At 33.9% G+C, this 15,846-nt stretch carries 15 protein-coding genes and 1 pseudogene; 4 read left to right on the forward strand and 12 right to left on the reverse strand.

The genetic code is table 11. The annotated features are described in order from the left end of the window. Positions 1 to 164: 164 nt before the first annotated feature. The 7 genes from QE431_RS20780 to QE431_RS20810 all read right to left on the reverse strand — a co-directional run bounded on the left by QE431_RS20780 (position 165) and on the right by QE431_RS20810 (position 5,723). Positions 165 to 1,247, reverse strand: a complete 1,083-nt coding sequence (locus tag QE431_RS20780) for an adenylosuccinate synthetase (protein ID WP_307299888.1) — start codon at positions 1,245 to 1,247, stop codon at positions 165 to 167. A gap of 40 nt (positions 1,248 to 1,287) precedes the next feature. After that, the gene (locus tag QE431_RS20785) at positions 1,288 to 2,157 is read right to left on the reverse strand and encodes a hypothetical protein (protein ID WP_307299891.1); all 870 of its coding nucleotides are present in this window, start codon (positions 2,155 to 2,157) and stop codon (positions 1,288 to 1,290) included. 2 nt (positions 2,158 to 2,159) lie between these two features. After that, on the reverse strand, positions 2,160 to 2,492 hold the full coding sequence (locus QE431_RS20790) for a hypothetical protein (RefSeq protein ID WP_057115248.1): 333 nt from the start codon (positions 2,490 to 2,492) through the stop codon (positions 2,160 to 2,162). 179 nt (positions 2,493 to 2,671) lie between these two features. Next, on the reverse strand, positions 2,672 to 3,505 hold the full coding sequence (gene prs, locus QE431_RS20795) for a ribose-phosphate diphosphokinase (RefSeq protein ID WP_307299894.1): 834 nt from the start codon (positions 3,503 to 3,505) through the stop codon (positions 2,672 to 2,674). A gap of 74 nt (positions 3,506 to 3,579) precedes the next feature. Continuing rightward, positions 3,580 to 4,272: an NUDIX domain-containing protein gene (locus QE431_RS20800; RefSeq protein WP_307299898.1), complete on the reverse strand. Its 693-nt coding sequence runs from the start codon at positions 4,270 to 4,272 to the stop codon at positions 3,580 to 3,582. A 111-nt stretch (positions 4,273 to 4,383) separates the two neighbouring features. Then, positions 4,384 to 4,740: a PKD domain-containing protein gene (locus QE431_RS20805; RefSeq protein ID WP_307299899.1), complete on the reverse strand. Its 357-nt coding sequence runs from the start codon at positions 4,738 to 4,740 to the stop codon at positions 4,384 to 4,386. Positions 4,741 to 4,817: 77 nt separating this feature from the next. Next, positions 4,818 to 5,723, reverse strand: coding sequence for a LysR family transcriptional regulator (locus QE431_RS20810; protein ID WP_134142760.1), 906 nt, complete (start codon positions 5,721 to 5,723; stop codon positions 4,818 to 4,820). 85 nt (positions 5,724 to 5,808) lie between these two features. Between QE431_RS20810 and QE431_RS20815 the strand changes: the two genes are divergently transcribed. The 3 genes from QE431_RS20815 (at position 5,809) to QE431_RS20825 (ending at position 9,404) form a co-directional block, all read left to right on the forward strand. After that, positions 5,809 to 6,570 (forward strand): type 1 glutamine amidotransferase domain-containing protein, encoded by a 762-nt coding sequence (locus tag QE431_RS20815; RefSeq protein WP_307299902.1) that lies wholly within the window; start codon positions 5,809 to 5,811, stop codon positions 6,568 to 6,570. A gap of 171 nt (positions 6,571 to 6,741) precedes the next feature. Further along, positions 6,742 to 7,899 carry an iron-containing alcohol dehydrogenase gene (locus QE431_RS20820; protein ID WP_307299903.1) on the forward strand — a complete coding sequence of 386 codons (1,158 nt, stop codon included), beginning with the start codon at positions 6,742 to 6,744 and terminating at the stop codon, positions 7,897 to 7,899. 509 nt (positions 7,900 to 8,408) lie between these two features. After that, a complete protein-coding gene (locus QE431_RS20825) occupies positions 8,409 to 9,404 on the forward strand; it encodes an NAD(P)H-dependent glycerol-3-phosphate dehydrogenase (protein WP_057115255.1) in 996 nt (331 codons plus the stop codon). A 145-nt stretch (positions 9,405 to 9,549) separates the two neighbouring features. Here QE431_RS20825 and QE431_RS20830 read toward each other — a convergent pair whose 3' ends face one another. From QE431_RS20830 to QE431_RS20845, 4 genes and pseudogenes are all read right to left on the reverse strand, one after another. Further along, positions 9,550 to 9,957 carry a hypothetical protein gene (locus QE431_RS20830; RefSeq protein ID WP_057115256.1) on the reverse strand — a complete coding sequence of 136 codons (408 nt, stop codon included), beginning with the start codon at positions 9,955 to 9,957 and terminating at the stop codon, positions 9,550 to 9,552. A gap of 123 nt (positions 9,958 to 10,080) precedes the next feature. Beyond that, positions 10,081 to 11,102, reverse strand: a pseudogene (locus tag QE431_RS20835) (phenylalanine--tRNA ligase subunit alpha). An 83-nt stretch (positions 11,103 to 11,185) separates the two neighbouring features. After that, positions 11,186 to 11,635 carry a hypothetical protein gene (locus QE431_RS20840; RefSeq protein WP_307299907.1) on the reverse strand — a complete coding sequence of 150 codons (450 nt, stop codon included), beginning with the start codon at positions 11,633 to 11,635 and terminating at the stop codon, positions 11,186 to 11,188. A gap of 173 nt (positions 11,636 to 11,808) precedes the next feature. Then, entirely contained in the window at positions 11,809 to 12,165 is a 357-nt protein-coding gene (locus QE431_RS20845) for a hypothetical protein (RefSeq protein WP_057115259.1), read from the reverse strand. A 243-nt stretch (positions 12,166 to 12,408) separates the two neighbouring features. On the opposite strand from QE431_RS20845, the gene QE431_RS20850 reads away from it, so the two are divergent. Next, positions 12,409 to 12,960, forward strand: a complete 552-nt coding sequence (locus QE431_RS20850) for a CvpA family protein (protein ID WP_307299909.1) — start codon at positions 12,409 to 12,411, stop codon at positions 12,958 to 12,960. Positions 12,961 to 13,209: 249 nt separating this feature from the next. Here the strand turns inward: QE431_RS20850 and QE431_RS20855 are convergent, their stop codons facing one another. Continuing rightward, positions 13,210 to 15,606, reverse strand: a complete 2,397-nt coding sequence (locus tag QE431_RS20855) for a glycoside hydrolase family 95 protein (RefSeq protein ID WP_307299911.1) — start codon at positions 15,604 to 15,606, stop codon at positions 13,210 to 13,212. Positions 15,607 to 15,846 lie beyond the last annotated feature (240 nt).

A 15,846-nucleotide genomic window follows, 5' to 3' on the forward strand; every position in this document is an offset into this window, starting at 1 on the left:
CGACCCTTAAACGTTCGAATGAACGTAACTGCTAGCGAGCGATATTTTTTCTACCAATGAAATGTTCCTACCAAACATTGGTTCTTCTTTAATTTTATATCAATTCATCCCTAACTTCGATCCTACAAAAATTTAGACTTTCATTTTTATATTTCATTTTTCTGTTATTGAAACAAAGAAGTGATCTCTTTAAAATCTTTTGAATCTGGTGAAAATGATCCGTAAATGGTCTCGAAATCTGTTGTCAGGTTTTCAAATTCATAATCCTTTTCTAATTGATCCATACAGGTTACAACCAAATTTCTTTTTGCCATTTGACTATAAGCAGCATCTAATTTCAAAGCGTAATTCAGCAAATCATAATCAAGATTCCCAAATCTCAGGTGTTTTTGATATTCGTTGAAAACACAAGTTTCTTCTTCATTGTTTTTTAATTGTATTTCTCCTTCATTAGGCATCCAGCCGTGACCGTGTCTTGTGGTATAACTTCTGGTTACGTAAAAAATGTTTACTTCATCAATATTTAGTTTATTGCAGATTTCAATTGCATTTTTTGAAGTTGTATTCGCATAAGTAACATTCGGGAAAACACCATGATCCATGTCGAGAAGAATTCCCTGGCTTCCTTCAAAAATTAAATTATTATATTTTGAAAGAAAACTATAATCAACAATATTCCATTTTATTTTATCGACTGCTTCAAGGTATGCCTGAACTTCCTGATCGATATCGGGCTCGTTTAAAAAGCCGTAGTAATTGGCAATTTGATTTAATTTTTCTAAAAGCATTTCTCGCGGCGCAATCAAATCAATCGCAAATAATTTGTACGGTCCTTCGTTTCTTTTCATGGTTGAACCAATGCCTTTTCCGCAGGTTCCGTGATCTATGTTTCTTACGTTTCCACGGTTGTGCCAAACATCAAACGGAGTTGTAACTTTTGCTAACGGATGGATATACAAATCCAGATTAGCATTTTTTTCTTTTAATTCTTCTTTTTCATTGTATAAAAAAAGCGGATGAATTGTACAGTGTTCGCTGTAATAAGACGGAAGACCGCGAAGTGCGCCGCTCGCAAAACTCGAATGAACGTGTTTTTTATCATCAATCATAACCGTATGCGCGGCTTGTTGTCCTCCTGAAAAGCGAATAACTATAGATTCAGGGTTTTGTTTTGCCAGAAAATCTGTTGTTATGCCTTTTCCTTCATCACCAAATCCTAAACCTATAACTATTTGCGCTGTTTTCATTTTTTATTTATTTTTTAATCTCGCAAAGACGCAGAGTTTTTTAAAGCATTTCGATATTATTTAAACCTGTATCATTTGCATCAGAAACTGGTATGGTTCCTAAACCAGAACTTTTGTGTTTATCACAGATAATCTTTTTAATTACGTTTGGAATTTCTCTGTGATCTTCAATAGACAAACAATTTTGTCCTAACAGTTCTTTCCATTCTACATCGGCATTAATCGCTTGTCCGGAATGCAGTACACTTATATGGTATACATCGTATCTTTTTTGGGCTTCTGCTAATAATTCAAGATGTGTATAAGTCTGTTGTCCCTGACCCATAATTTCTTTTATTGCTGACGCTGGAAGTGTTTTCAAACCTGGTTCATCGCCAACAGTAAACAACAATCCTTTTTGACCTCTTTTTTCGAAAGCGTCTATTTTAGTATGAAAAGCGGCAAAATACCACGCTAAAAGATAACTTTCTCCAGCGTTTCCTCCGCCTCCACCTTCAATGTAAGTTCTCGTAAGCCACATATCGAGTTCTTCATCTCCAGATTCAAATTGTCCAACCTGAAGCGGATATCTGTCGCATTCGTGATCACCGATTCCTAAAAATAAAAGTGCCGGATCAGGAACGCCGCCCTGAATAATTCCTCCCATTAATTTTGGAAGTCCTTCTTTTATCAGTTCGTGCGGAATATGTCCCATACTTCCTGTAACATCCAATCCTAAAATAATTGGGACTGTGTTTGGATGAACATCAGAATCTCTTGCTTCTCTAAAAATCACGCCATTCGGATTCATAGACTCATGCGCCATTCGTAAAGCATTCTGTGTAAATATCTCACTAGCTGATTTGCTGGCATAACCTACTTTTTTTGCTCTGTCTTCACGAGCACCGAAATCATATCTTGTACCTCCCATAACTAAAATGTTTTACCAAATAAATACTCAAATCTCTTTTTTGTTACTTCAAACTGGATATTCAAATTTCTGATGGTCAGCGAAAGTTCCATATCTTTCTGTACAAAAGCTTCTGGCTGAAAATCGGCAAAGGTTAAACTGTTTTTATCCAGCGGACTAATATCTATCAATCCTTCTTGTTCCCTTTCGAGTCTTTTTATTTTAAGTTCAATGTCTTCAACTCGACGTCTGTATATTAATTCAGAATCTTCGCCAATCGTTTTGGCCCTGTCTTCTCTTATCTGATCATTGTTTCTTTTTAAAGATTCAATAAATCTTGGTTTTAAATCGCTCATTGTTTTGTGGTTTTTGTTTCAGGTTTTCTTTGTTTCATGTTTCAAGTTGCATGCTGGACTTGAAATTTTGAAATTAAATCTGAAACGGTTAATAGCATTTTTTTAGTTTTTTTGTTTCAGGTTTCAGGTTTCAAGTTTCAGGTTACGTCAAGAACTTGAAACCTGAAACTTGAAACTTCTCAAATTAGTTGATCTAACTTTATCACGTGAACGCTTTCGCCTTCAAAGTCTTTTACTGAATTGGTTGTAAAAATGGCATCGAAGCAGTTTAAAACTTCAAAACCTTTATTAAAAATTCCGTGGCTTACGGCTAAGTATAATTTGCCGGCATTTTTGTTTTTTAATTCTTCAGCCAAACCAACAAAAGTCCCGCCACCGTCGCAAATGTCATCTACAATTAAACAATCGATTCCGTTTAAATCGTCTTCATAGACTTTAAATCCAGATAGTTTTCCGGTTTTTACGTCGCGACTTTTACTGCATTCTACAACTTCAGCACCTCCTAAAAATTCAGAGACTTTGTAGATTTTTTTAAGTGCGCCACCGTCTGGAGAAATTAGTTTTACGTTTTCACCAATTCTATTTAATACTTCTCTAATAAAAGTATAGTTTGGAATTACAGTAGAATTATTCAATAAGGCTGGAGTCACTTCAGAGTGTGCATCAAAAACAAAAACTTTATTCAATTGTAAAGCATTTATGATATCGGCATACACTTTTACAGATAAAGGTTCGCCCGGAATCATAACACGATCTTGTCTCGCAGCTGGAAAATACGGAATAAAGAGATCGATAATTTTTACGTCCATTCTTCGCAATGCATCAACTGTAATGCACAATAAACCTAAATCATTGAATGAATTTAATCGGTGCGTGATTGTTATTTTCTGATTTCTGTCGAAATCCGGATTGATTTTAATGTGTGGTTCTCCTCCAGAGAAAGTAAAACTTTGAAATTTGATTTCTTCCTGATTTTGAAAAGGAGCGAATTTGGGGTCGAGATTTAGTATCATAGTTTTTTAGTTTGCGTTAATTATACGCAAATGTAGGATTAAATTTTAAATAAACAATTTATTTTGTGTAAAAATTACGCAAACTTTATTTCGAAGTGAAAACCTTCTTTAGTTAATTCGTTATATTTCAACTTATTAAACCTAAAAAGTTTGGCAGGACGACCTGTTTTTATGGGCGAAAAATTTTCTGTTTGTTCTAAAATACCGTAGCTGAGTATTTTTTTTCTGAAATTTCGTCGATCAATTTCTTTTTCTAAAATGGTACAATACAGATTTTCGAGATCAGAAAACAAGAATTCTTCAGGAAGTAAATCGAAACCAATTGGCTCGTAAGTCAGCTTTGCTTTTAGTCTCTGAATTCCTTTTTCTAAGATTAAATTATGATCGAATGCCAAAGGCGGAATTTCATCAATTTTAAACCATTGCACTTTTTCGGCGTCAGTATTAGCTTTAATTTCTAAGTTTGAAGCGTCAACCAATGCATAATAAGCAACAGAAATAACACGATTTCTAGAATCTCGATTAATATCATCTCCAAAAGTGTACAATTGCTCCATAAAAGTTAGCTGTACATTTGTTTCTTCATGCAATTCCCGAATAACTGCATCACTCAAAGATTCATTATCTTGAACTAAACCGCCTGGCAAAGCCCAATATTTTTCTGAAGAACCAAATTGCTGCTGGATTAAAAGCACATACAAACCATTGCTTTTGTAACCAAAAACAATAGCATCTACAGCTATTCTAATATTTTGTAATTCTTTCATATTATAAAATCATATCGAACAAATATAACGAATGAGAGCCAATTTTATAATCTAATGCAAAAGCTTAAATTATAAAATTGGCTCATAAGTAGTATCTTTTATCTTCTTATTCTAATTTATTGTAACCGTTCGTTTTGGACTGGAAGTACATTCTGAACCGTCTTTTTTAATTGTTACCGCAGCCGTTGCTGTATATTCGCCAGCAGCAGCATAAGTATGCGTAACCGCAGCTCCTGTTGCCACAGTTCCATCTCCAAAGCTCCATTTTACAGAACTTAGCGTTCCTGTTCCAGTATATTCAACGGAATAATTCATTAATTTCGGATTACTAGTATCTGTAGAATTATGTATTTTAATGTAAATAGATTCCGCTAGACAATCAATAATTACTTCATCGTCATGTTTACTGCATGAATTACTAATAAACAAAACTGTAACAAGTACTAAAATGGTTGTTATCTTTCTCATAATCAATCTTATTTATAGGAGTTTAATTTACTCAAAGTTATTGCTTTATTGAATACTTCGAAATCGCAAACAAAAAACTACATTCTATTGCCGAAGAACATTTTGAGTTCTTTCTCAATAATATCAAAAAAAGATTTCAAATTATTATTCTTGGGCGCTAATAAATACACAAACTCCTCTGGAACGTGAAAACTGTTCCATAACAATTGCAATTTATTTTCTTTTATTAATTTTCTCGCATTACAATTCCATGTTACTGCTACTCCATCATGTTTAGAGAGAAGTTTCAACATCTCAGATTCTGATGGAATAATATAATTAGGCACCATAGACGGTCTTTTTTTATTAAAAGCATGAAGCCAAAATAATTTTATATGCGGAATTCTAGCATCATGACTGTACCATTTCTGTCCGTTCAGCCATTGTTCTATTTCGGTAAAATTGTCTGCTTTTAATTTCTGGCGGAAATCTGTTATGTCCAAATTTGTCGGGGCAACCATTATCAATTTAATTTTTCCGACAATTTCATAAGTCGTATCAAATGTATCAAACCTTTTTGTGGTAATGGCAAAATCAAGTTTTTTGGCGTCTACTAAGGCAAAAAGTTCATCGTTTTCTGCAAAAGTAAAATCGATCAAATCAAACTTTGAAATAAGAAGATCTCCAACGCAATTAAAAAGATGTTTTGAAATTCCAACCGAAATCAATCTATTCGCATCTTCGGCTTTTGCCCTGAAACCAGCTTCGACACTTTCGAGGCGATCTAGCGCATCTATAATCAAATTATTCAGTAACTTAGCGTATTCGGTTGGTTCAACGCCTTTTGATTTTCTATTAAACAATTTATTACCAACATGCGCTTCGAGCATTGAAATCTGCTGACTTACGGCAGGCTGGCTCATAAATAACTCCTTTGCCGCTACCGAAAAATTACCGTTTTTATAAACTGCTTTAAATGTTCTGTACCATTCTAGATTTACCATGACATAAATTTATTTATAACAAACATAGTTTATTTTATTTTTACTGATATCACTTAAGCCGTAAATTTGTTTAAAATTTAATATTATGAAAAAAATAGCTTTACTCGCAATAATTGCATTTACAGCGACAGGCATTTCTGCTGTGGCGCAAAAATCAAATAAAAAAAGTATGAAAAAAGTATTATTTGTTGTAACCAGTAACGATAAACTGGGCAATACAGGAGAAAAAACAGGATTTTGGTCAGAAGAATTTGCTGCGCCTTACTATGAATTGTTAGATCAAGGAGTTGAAATTACAATTGCTTCTCCGCTTGGAGGACAGCCGCCAATTGACCCGAAAAGTGCAGATCCTGCATCAGCAACTGAAGACACGAAACGTTTTGGCGCTGATAAAACTTTACAGGAAAAATTAAAAAATACTTTAAAACTTTCAACCGTTAACCAAAAAGATTACGATGCTGTTTTCTACCCTGGAGGACACGGTCCGCTTTGGGATTTAGTTGAAGACAAAAACTCTATCGCTTTAATCGAAGCTTTTTATACGAATAATAAACCAGTAGCTTTTGTTTGCCATGCTCCTGCGGTTTTGAAAAACGTAAAAGTTAAAGGTGAATACTTGGTAAAAGGTAAAAAAGTAACTGGTTTTACCAATACAGAAGAAGAAGCGGTTGGTTTGACAAAAGTGGTTCCGTTTTTATTGGAGGATGCTTTAACACAAAATGGTGCTAAATTTTCTAAAGGTGAAAACTGGCAGCCTTATGCAGTTGCAGACGGACTTTTGATTACAGGTCAAAATCCTGCATCGTCTAAACTAGTAGCTGGAAAATTATTACAAGAATTGAAATAAAGGTTCTGAGATTCTGAGGTGCTAAGATGCTAAGGTTTTACAAACTTTGGGGCTTAGCAGCTCAGAATCTTTGCAACCCAGAATGTTAAAAAAATTAAATAACATGCTGCTAAGCCTAAAAAGGAAAACCTTATAACCTCAGAATCTTAGCAACTTAGAACCCTAAAAAAAATGCTCAACTTTGAATTATATAATCCGACGAATTTAATCTTCGGGAAAGGACAAATTGCGAAACTTTCGACTTTAGTTCCAAAAGACGCTAAAATTCTTTTGGCGTACGGTGGCGGAAGTATTTTTAAAAACGGAATTTACGATCAAGTAATCGCTAACTTAAAAGGTTTTGAAATTGTTGAATTTGGCGGCATTGAACCAAATCCGCATTTTGAAACTTTAATGAAAGCGGTTGATGTTATCAAAGCAGAAAAAGTCGACTTTATTCTGGCCGTAGGTGGAGGATCTGTTATTGACGGTGTAAAGTTTATTTCAGCAGCAGTTAATTTTGAAGGAAACCCGATTGATATTCTGCTAAAACGTATTCTAATTAAAGAAAATGCTATGCCTTTTGGGACTGTTTTGACTCTCCCAGCAACAGGAAGCGAAATGAATTCTGGATACGTGGTAACAATCGAAGCTACTCAAGAAAAACTAGCTTCTGGCGGAAGTGCTTTATTTCCAGTATTCTCAATTTGCGATCCAAATGTAATTGCATCTTTACCAAAAAGACAAATTCAGAACGGAGTTGTAGACGCTTATACCCACGTAATGGAGCAATATTTAACTTATCCACACGAAGGTTTTCTCCAAGACAGAATTGCAGAGGGAATTCTACAGACTTTAATTGAAGTTGGCCCAGGAGTTGTCGAAAATCCAACAGATTATACTTTGGCTTCTAACTTTATGTGGAGCTGTACTATGGCTCTAAACGGGTTGATTCAAAAAGGCGTTCCAAGCGATTGGGCAACTCACATGATTGGCCACGAATTAACAGCACTTTATGGAATTGATCACGCAAGAACTTTGGCAATTATTGGTCCAAGTTTGTACAATGTAATGTTTGAAACTAAAAAAGGAAAATTAGCCCAATACGGAAGACGTATTTTTAATCTTTCTGGTTCTGATGAAGAAGTGGCAAAAGAAGCAATTAACAAAACAGTTGAGTTTTTCCATACAATGGGAATGGATACCAAACTTTCTCAATACACACAAGATTATTCCAATACTGCAGATTTTATCGTAAATCGTTTTGACGAAAGAGGCTGGAAAGGCTTAGGCGAAAACCAATTGGTAACTTTAGATAAAGTAAAATCGATTGTGGAGCTTTCTTACTAAAGATAAATCCAAATTTAAAAAAATCCAAATTCCAATCTACTTTTGGAATTTGGATTTTTTTATTGGAATTTCATTAAAAAAGGCGTTCTTAACAAGTTTAGGAACGCCTTTTTAAAATACTAAAACAAAACTAACTAACTCAATTCTTTTTAAATTCATTAAAATTCTAATTTATAAAAACTTACAACGTGCCTTTTCATGTTTTATTGTGTAGGATCAAAATATTTTTTCATTTAAATTAGATTCACAATACTAATTCCCTTTATATTCAGGCTTTTCGATTATTTACCTTTTTTAATTTTCTTTAACCATACATTTAAATTGAAAGAATTTACTTTAAAAAAATATTTTTAGAGGAATTTTAATTTTAAGAGACGAAATATATCCTGAAATTCAACTCTTTTAATGTTATCTCAAAATGTACAGAAGAATCATTTGATAAATTTCTTAAATCAGTCTTTGCTTTATTAGCACATTATTAAGTACTTTTGTCTTAAATTATTAAAATAATGAGCGAAAAATTAAAATTTGCAGTAATTGGAGGAGGAAGCTGGGCAACGGCAATTGCAAAAATGTTATGCGTTAATCTTTCAGAAATTGCGTGGTACATGCGTAATGATTCTGCGATCGAACATATTCAGAAATACAAACACAATCCAAATTATTTAAGTTCTGTTGAATTTGACACCAATAAGCTTAAATTGACCAATAACATAAATGAAGCAATTGAATACGCAGATTATATCATTTTTGCCATTCCATCTGCTTTTTTAGATGCGGAATTAAAAAATATGACTGTTTCTTTGGCTGATAAAATTATTTTTTCTGCTATTAAAGGAATTGTTCCAGAGACAAGTTTAATTGTAGGTGAGCATTTTCATATTCAATATGATATTCCTTATTATAATATTGGAGTTATCACTGGTCCTTGCCACGCAGAAGAAGTTGCTTTAGAAAGACTTTCGTACTTAACAATTGCCTGCGGAGATCCAGAAAAAGCTTGCATTGTTGCAAAATCACTTTCAGGAAATTATATTAAAGCCAAAATTTCAGATGATATTATTGGTACTGAATATGCGGCAATGCTAAAAAATATTTACGCAATTGCTGCCGGAATCGCTCACGGTTTAGGATATGGAGACAATTTCCAATCGGTAATGATGAGTAACGGAATCCGTGAAATGAAAAAATTCATCCGTAAAGTACATAAAATGAAACGTAACATTAATGACTCTGCCTATTTAGGCGATTTATTAGTTACAGGTTATTCTGTTTTCTCTAGAAACAGAATGTTCGGAAATATGATTGGAAAAGGATATACTGTAAAAAGTGCCATGATGGAAATGAGCATGGTTGCAGAAGGTTATTATGCAACAAAAAGTGCGTATAAACTAAATCAAGGCTACGGAGCAAAAACACCAATTATCGACGCTGTTTACGCTGTTCTGTACGAAGGGAAAGATGCAAAAACGGTTTTCAAGAAATTAACGGAATCTTTAGATTAAATTTTAGAAAATAGAAGCAAGAATAAAGAGGCAAAAGAAAAAAATACTGAAATAAAAAAGAGCCAAACTGAATTTCAGTCTTGGCTCTTTCTTCTTTATTCTATTCTCTTAATTCTATCCTCTTGCTTCTTGCTTCTTTAGCACTCTACTTCACCATCACACCTTCAACAAAAAGAATCGGCACTTCTTCCGTATTGTTTTCGTTGATTAAGTTCGATTTGAAAATGAATTTCTTATCGTATAAAGTGTTTCCAATGAAGAATGTCACCATAAATTCGTTGTTCAAAACTAAAAGACTTTTTTCTATCATTTCGATTTTCACCACAGAAACAGCGGGAACTTCAACAAAAGCATGACGTAGAATTGAAGTTTTTTTCATTTCGCCATCGATAGTTCCAAATGCTTTTGAAACCACCATAACGCTGTCTAAGTTAAAGTCACTATCATTAACTAAATAAGCGTACCATACTTTTTCCATAAAATCGTCGCTCCATTCCTGCACTGCGGCAAGAAATACGTTTTCAACTTCTGGAATTATTATATCTTTTTTCATTTTTATTAAAAGCTTTAAAACCTTTGTCAAAGCCTAAACTTCAACAAAGGTTTATTATATTATGACATTACATTTGACAACAGAATAATCTAAAATCTACATTCTAAAATCTAAAATTGCAAATTATATATTTGATTTGAACTGCTCTAAGAAACGAACATCGTTTTCATAGAACATACGGATATCTCCAATTTGGTATAAAAGCATTGCAATACGCTCTCTACTCCCATTCCGAAAGCAAAACCGTTGAATTCATCTGGATTGATATCACAATTTTTCAAAACGTTTGGATCTACCATTCCGCAGCCTCCAATTTCAAGCCATCCAGTTCCTTTTGTGATTCTGTAATCGGTTTCGGTTTTTAAACCCCAATAGATATCAATTTCAGCACTTGGCTCTGTAAATGGGAAATAAGACGGACGAAGACGAATCTTAGATTTTCCGAACATTTCTTTTGTGAAATAAAGTAATGTCTGTTTCAAGTCGGCAAAAGATACATCTTTATCAATGTACAATCCTTCCACTTGATGGAAAATACAATGAGAACGAGATGAAATTGCTTCGTTACGGAAAACACGTCCTGGAGAAATTGTACGAATTGGCGGTTTGTGATTTTCCATATAACGCACCTGAACTGATGACGTATGCGTACGCAATAACACATCAGGATTAGTCTGAATGAAAAATGTATCCTGCATATCACGCGCCGGATGGTATTCTGGTAAATTTAATGCCGTAAAGTTATGCCAGTCGTCTTCAATTTCTGGTCCCTCAGAAACATTGAATCCGATATTAGCAAAAATATCTATAATCTGATTTTTAACGATAGAAATCGGGTGGCGCGAACCAATAATTACTGGTTCTGCAGCACGAGTCAAATCACCAAAAATACCTTTTGATTCCTCTTTGCTTTCAAGTTCTTCCTGAATAACTCTTACTTTTTCTTCGGCAACCGCTTTTAAAGTATTTATAACCTGTCCAAAATCCTTTTTCTGATCGTTTGGAATATTTTTAAATTCAGTAAAAAGTTCTTTCAATAAACCTTTACTGCCTAAATATTTAATACGGAATTGTTCTAAAGATTCTTTATTTTTATCATTAAAGGCTTTGGCTTCCTCTATATGTTGTTTTATCTTATCTATCATTTTCCTTCAATAATTGAGATACAAATTTAGTGTTTTTAGTTTAAAGTGTGCAGTCACAGTCGCAGTTTTAGGTTTTCCGTAAATTATTTTATGAGATTTAACTTTTCTTCAACTTGTTTAATCTTTACATGCCAATAATCTAAACCTTCTTGATTGGTTACTATTTCCTTTTTGTAATTAGGAGAAATACTGCTTAATTTATGCCCGTTTTTATTTAAATCCCGTTCTTTTTCTTGTTTTGTTGTGGGTTCGATTCTAGTGCGCCAAAAATCCATATTTTCAAGATATCTTTTTTTAATCTCTTCAAAATATTCAATTATTTTTTCTTTTGAATTCGGAATATAACCTGGGCCGCTGCAGCCACAGGAATGAAATGTAATTCCAACTGAATATAAGCTTTTAAGATGTTTCCATTTTTTGACATCGTCTTTTTTAGGCGATTCAAAATCTAGTCCCATACTCGCCATTAATTCTGCACACTCTGGACATTTGGCTTCAAAAACGGATTTTTCTCCTTTTTTAATATCACTCATCAATCTTCTTTTAAATGTTTTTCGACAATTAAAACAAGCATAATGAGGTTTATAAGATGTCATAGCGTATCTGCACATTTTTTTAATTTTAGTCTCAGTTTTCAGTGACAGTTTACAGTCTCAAACACTGAAAACTGAGACTGCAACTGTAAACTAATCCCGAAGTGTCGGGACTATTCAATAAGTTTTCTTTCTAAAAAATAATTTACAATTGCTTCCTTCATTAAAACCGATTGTTCTCCTGCTTTTAATGGCGGCAATTCTTCTTTTACTTTGTAATGCGGCCATCCTTCAGCGTCAAAAAAATCGAATTCATAAAATCCGTAAGGCTCAAGCAGTCTGCAGATGGCGATGTGCATTAGGTTGAGTTTTTCATCTTTTTTGAATTCGCGGTGCAATTTTCCGAGCTCCTGAACTCCTATTAGGTAAATAATGGCATCCAAATCTAAATCTTCGCCTTGCGAAAACTGATTAGATAGTATTTCAACGAGCTTTTCCCATCGCTCTTTTAATTGTGTATCTCTAGACATTGTATGATTTTAGATTGTTGATTTTAGATAAGATTGCTCAAAAATTCAATTCTGAAGGGGGGCAGAATTACAATCTGTATTCTAAATTTGATTTGCAAAGATACATAGTTCAAATTCAATGTGCCTAAAAAAAATTAAACACATAAAATTACATTTGCCATCAAAGTCATGAACCTTTGTCTCTCTGCACCTCTGAACCTTAAAAAAACATATATTTGCGCCTTTATTTAATACACCAAAATAATGAGTTTTTTTGATATTATTGTTGCCGCACTTCTGGCTTTTAGTTTATACAAAGGAATTAAAAATGGACTTTTTGTAGAAGTTGCTTCTTTTATTTCGCTATTATTAGGAATTTATCTTGCCATTAAATTTTCTTCTTTAATGACTGGAATGATTTCAAAACATGTTTCTTGGAATCCAACAAATATTCAGCTTACGGCTTTTATCTTAACTTTTATTCTAGTTGTAATTGGTGTTTATTTTCTAGCCAAAATATTAACCGGAATTGCCGATTTTGCCATGCTTGGCTGGATGAACAAATTAGGAGGAGGTCTTTTCAGGGTTTTAAAAACCATTCTTATTCTAAGTATTTTTATCGCTTTGTTTGAAAAAATAAACTTCAATAATACTTTCGCTAAAAAAGAAACTTTAGACAATTATATTTTTTATAATCCAGTAAAGAAAGTTGCTGCTTTTGTTTATCCGTCGATTGAAAAATGGTACGAGACTTTTAAAAAGGAACATTCTGAAAAACCACAAGAAAAAGAAACTTCTGAATCTGAAAAAGAATAATTCATATCTCAAACCCGACAGGTTTTATCCCGAGGCTTCGAGACTGTCGGGTTTCTTATTTTTTAATAATTTACTGATTTCAATAATGCCTCAGAGAGGCAAAATATTTATAGAAATTTAAATCGTGCGAATGTAAAAAAGCTCCAGCGGAGCGACCATATATTTCGCTGCTCTGGAGCTTTTTTACAATCTAGATAATATTTTTTCTATAAATATTTCGCTTCTCCGAAACTTTTCTAAAAATACTATTTAGAATTTGATTTCTAGGTTTTCTCCTTTTTTCAAAACAATTTCTTGTTTTTTATCTCCATAAATCAAAGTTGTTTTTCCTCCATTTTTAGAAGAAATAATTACTTTTTCCAGTTTTTTATTATTCCAAGTCATTTCAATTTCGAATCCTCCTCTTGCGCAGATACCGCTTACAGAACCTTCTGACCAAGCATCTGGTAAAGCAGGCAATAATCGAATTTCATTTTCATCAGACTGCACCAACATCTCGGCAACCGCCGCTGCGCCTCCAAAATTACCATCAATTTGAAATGGCGGATGCGCGTCGAATAAATTCGGGTATGTTCCTCCTCCTCTTCTTGGTTTTTCTGTTTTCTTTCCATCGGGATCAACATAGCGAAGTAATTCACGATACATTTTATAAGCACGATTTCCGTCCCAAAGTCTCGCCCAAAGATTAATTCTCCAGCCTTTTGACCAGCCTGTAGTTTCATCGCCTTTTATTTCTAAAGTCTTTCTTGAAGCTTCAGCCAAATCAGGTGTTTTTATAGGCGTAATGTGATCGCCAGGGAAAAGTCCAAATAACTGCGATTGATGGCGGTGTTTTGGATCATTATCATCCCAATCAAAATACCACTCCTGAAGATTTCCTTTTTTACCAATTTGATACGGATAAAGCTTTGCAAGCGCTGTTTCTAATTTTGCTCTAAAATCAGCATCTGTATTCAGTACTTTTGAAGCTTTTATCGTTTTATCAAAACATTCACGAATCATAGCCAAATCGGCTGTTCCGCCGTATAAAGTCGCTCCGACAAAACCATCTGCCAGTTTATATTGATTTTCTGGCGAAGTCGAAGGCGATGTAATAAGATTGCCGTTTTTATCTGTTACAAGCCAGCCCAAACAAAATTCGGCTGCGCCTTTCATTAACGGATATCCTTCTTTTTTCAAATAGGCTAAATCTTGTGTAAAAGTGTAATGTTCCCAAATGTGTGTGCTCAACCAAGCGCCCGCCATTGGCCAGCAAGCCCACATTGGGTCTTCTTTTCCAAATTGCCCAACTGGATTGGTCATTGCCCAAATATCTGAGTTATGTGCCGCTGCCCAGCCTTTATTTACTCCATAAAAAGTCTTAGCCGTAATTTTTCCTGTTACCGAAAGATTTTTAATGAAACTCAAAAGTGACGAATGCATTTCGGAAAGATTGGTGTTTTCTGCCAGCCAATAATTTTCTTCCAGATTAATATTCATGGTATAATTACTACTCCAAGGCGGACTCAAATGCGGATTCCAAAGTCCTTGCAAATTGGCCGGAACGCCCAAAGTTCTTGACGAACTAATTAGCAGATAACGTCCGAAATTGAAATACAAAATTTCTAGATTTTTATCTTCTTTTCCGTCAGCGTAGCGCAATAAACGTTCGTCTGTTGGTACATCTGGAGCGGTTGTTTTTCCTAAATCTAAATTTACACGATTAAAGAATTTTTGATAATCGGCAATATGGGATTCTTTTAGTTTATCGAATGGTTTTGCATACGCTTTGTTTAAATTTTGCAATGCAATTGACACATCGTCTAAACCTTCTGTTGCGGGATTTTTATCAAAACCATTAAAACTTGTGGCAACAGAAACATAAATAATAGCTTCTGTTGCATCTTTTAAACTTAAAGATTCTCTCGAACTTGTAACTTTTCCATCAGTTTTTTTGATTTGGATTAAAGTCGTAAATCTTGTTCCTCTTTCTTTTATGTCTAAATATTTTGGTAAAACGGTATATCCAGCATTTTCATGAATTGGCGCAGAACCTGTTAGAACCAAAATATTGTTTCTTACTTCAACATTTGACTTTAAGAGACTTTTTAAATTGACATCAAAATTCAAAGCGCCTTTTTGATCGGCTGTCAATTTGATGATCATTATTTGATCTGGAGCCGAAACAAAATATTCACGCGTATATTTTATGCCGGCCATTTCGTAACTTACTTTTGAAATCGCGTTCGAAAGATCCAGTTCCCGATGATAATTTACTGCTTTTCCTTTTTCGGAATTATTGATTTCTAATGTTCCCAAAGGAGCATAAGATTCTGAATTTTTTCCCTGAACTTTTTTATTTAATTCTTCAGCCAGTTTATAGTTCTCGTTTTTTAAAGCTTCCCGAATTGCTGGAATGTTTTTATACGCATCTGGACTCATATTAGCATTTACGGGTTCGCCCGACCAAAGCGTAATATCATTCAAATAAATTTTATCCGAATTGGCGCCTCCAAAAACGGTTGCTCCCATTTTTCCATTTCCTAAAACTAAGCTTTCCTCAAAGAATTCTGCAGGCTGCTTGTACCATAAAACATTTTTAGATTGCGCAGAAACGTTTGTAAAGTAAGATGTGAGAAGTAAGATGAGAAATGTTTTTTTTATCATATCTGTATTATCTTATCCTAACAGGTTTTTAAAACCTGTTAGGTATTTATTGAATATCTAAAACTAATAAAAATCTATGTCATACCTAACAGGTTTTGGAAACCTGTTAGGATAGAAATCAGATGTTCCTACGGAACAATATTGCATTGTTAATTTTTTACAACGGATTTCATCCGTTCTACCGATGAATTGTTCCTAACGGAACATTTTAATTTATTTTCATTCAAACAAGTTTCGAAA

This window comes from Flavobacterium sp. SORGH_AS_0622, from assembly GCF_030818825.1.
Taxonomy (GTDB): domain Bacteria; phylum Bacteroidota; class Bacteroidia; order Flavobacteriales; family Flavobacteriaceae; genus Flavobacterium.

What these genes read in the sequence shown, in the direction of transcription:
- QE431_RS20780 (WP_307299888.1), bottom strand. Translation starts at nt 1,247, where the DNA reads ATGAAAACAGCGCAAATAGTTATAGGTTTAGGATTTGGTGATGAAGGA.
- QE431_RS20785 (WP_307299891.1), bottom strand. Translation starts at nt 2,157, where the DNA reads ATGGGAGGTACAAGATATGATTTCGGTGCTCGTGAAGACAGAGCAAAA.
- QE431_RS20790 (WP_057115248.1), bottom strand. Translation starts at nt 2,492, where the DNA reads ATGAGCGATTTAAAACCAAGATTTATTGAATCTTTAAAAAGAAACAAT.
- prs (WP_307299894.1), bottom strand. Translation starts at nt 3,505, where the DNA reads ATGATACTAAATCTCGACCCCAAATTCGCTCCTTTTCAAAATCAGGAA.
- QE431_RS20800 (WP_307299898.1), bottom strand. Translation starts at nt 4,272, where the DNA reads ATGAAAGAATTACAAAATATTAGAATAGCTGTAGATGCTATTGTTTTT.
- QE431_RS20805 (WP_307299899.1), bottom strand. Translation starts at nt 4,740, where the DNA reads ATGAGAAAGATAACAACCATTTTAGTACTTGTTACAGTTTTGTTTATT.
- QE431_RS20810 (WP_134142760.1), bottom strand. Translation starts at nt 5,723, where the DNA reads ATGGTAAATCTAGAATGGTACAGAACATTTAAAGCAGTTTATAAAAAC.
- QE431_RS20815 (WP_307299902.1), top strand. Translation starts at nt 5,809, where the DNA reads ATGAAAAAAATAGCTTTACTCGCAATAATTGCATTTACAGCGACAGGC.
- QE431_RS20820 (WP_307299903.1), top strand. Translation starts at nt 6,742, where the DNA reads ATGCTCAACTTTGAATTATATAATCCGACGAATTTAATCTTCGGGAAA.
- QE431_RS20825 (WP_057115255.1), top strand. Translation starts at nt 8,409, where the DNA reads ATGAGCGAAAAATTAAAATTTGCAGTAATTGGAGGAGGAAGCTGGGCA.
- QE431_RS20830 (WP_057115256.1), bottom strand. Translation starts at nt 9,957, where the DNA reads ATGAAAAAAGATATAATAATTCCAGAAGTTGAAAACGTATTTCTTGCC.
- QE431_RS20840 (WP_307299907.1), bottom strand. Translation starts at nt 11,635, where the DNA reads ATGAGTGATATTAAAAAAGGAGAAAAATCCGTTTTTGAAGCCAAATGT.
- QE431_RS20845 (WP_057115259.1), bottom strand. Translation starts at nt 12,165, where the DNA reads ATGTCTAGAGATACACAATTAAAAGAGCGATGGGAAAAGCTCGTTGAA.
- QE431_RS20850 (WP_307299909.1), top strand. Translation starts at nt 12,409, where the DNA reads ATGAGTTTTTTTGATATTATTGTTGCCGCACTTCTGGCTTTTAGTTTA.
- QE431_RS20855 (WP_307299911.1), bottom strand. Translation starts at nt 15,606, where the DNA reads ATGATAAAAAAAACATTTCTCATCTTACTTCTCACATCTTACTTTACA.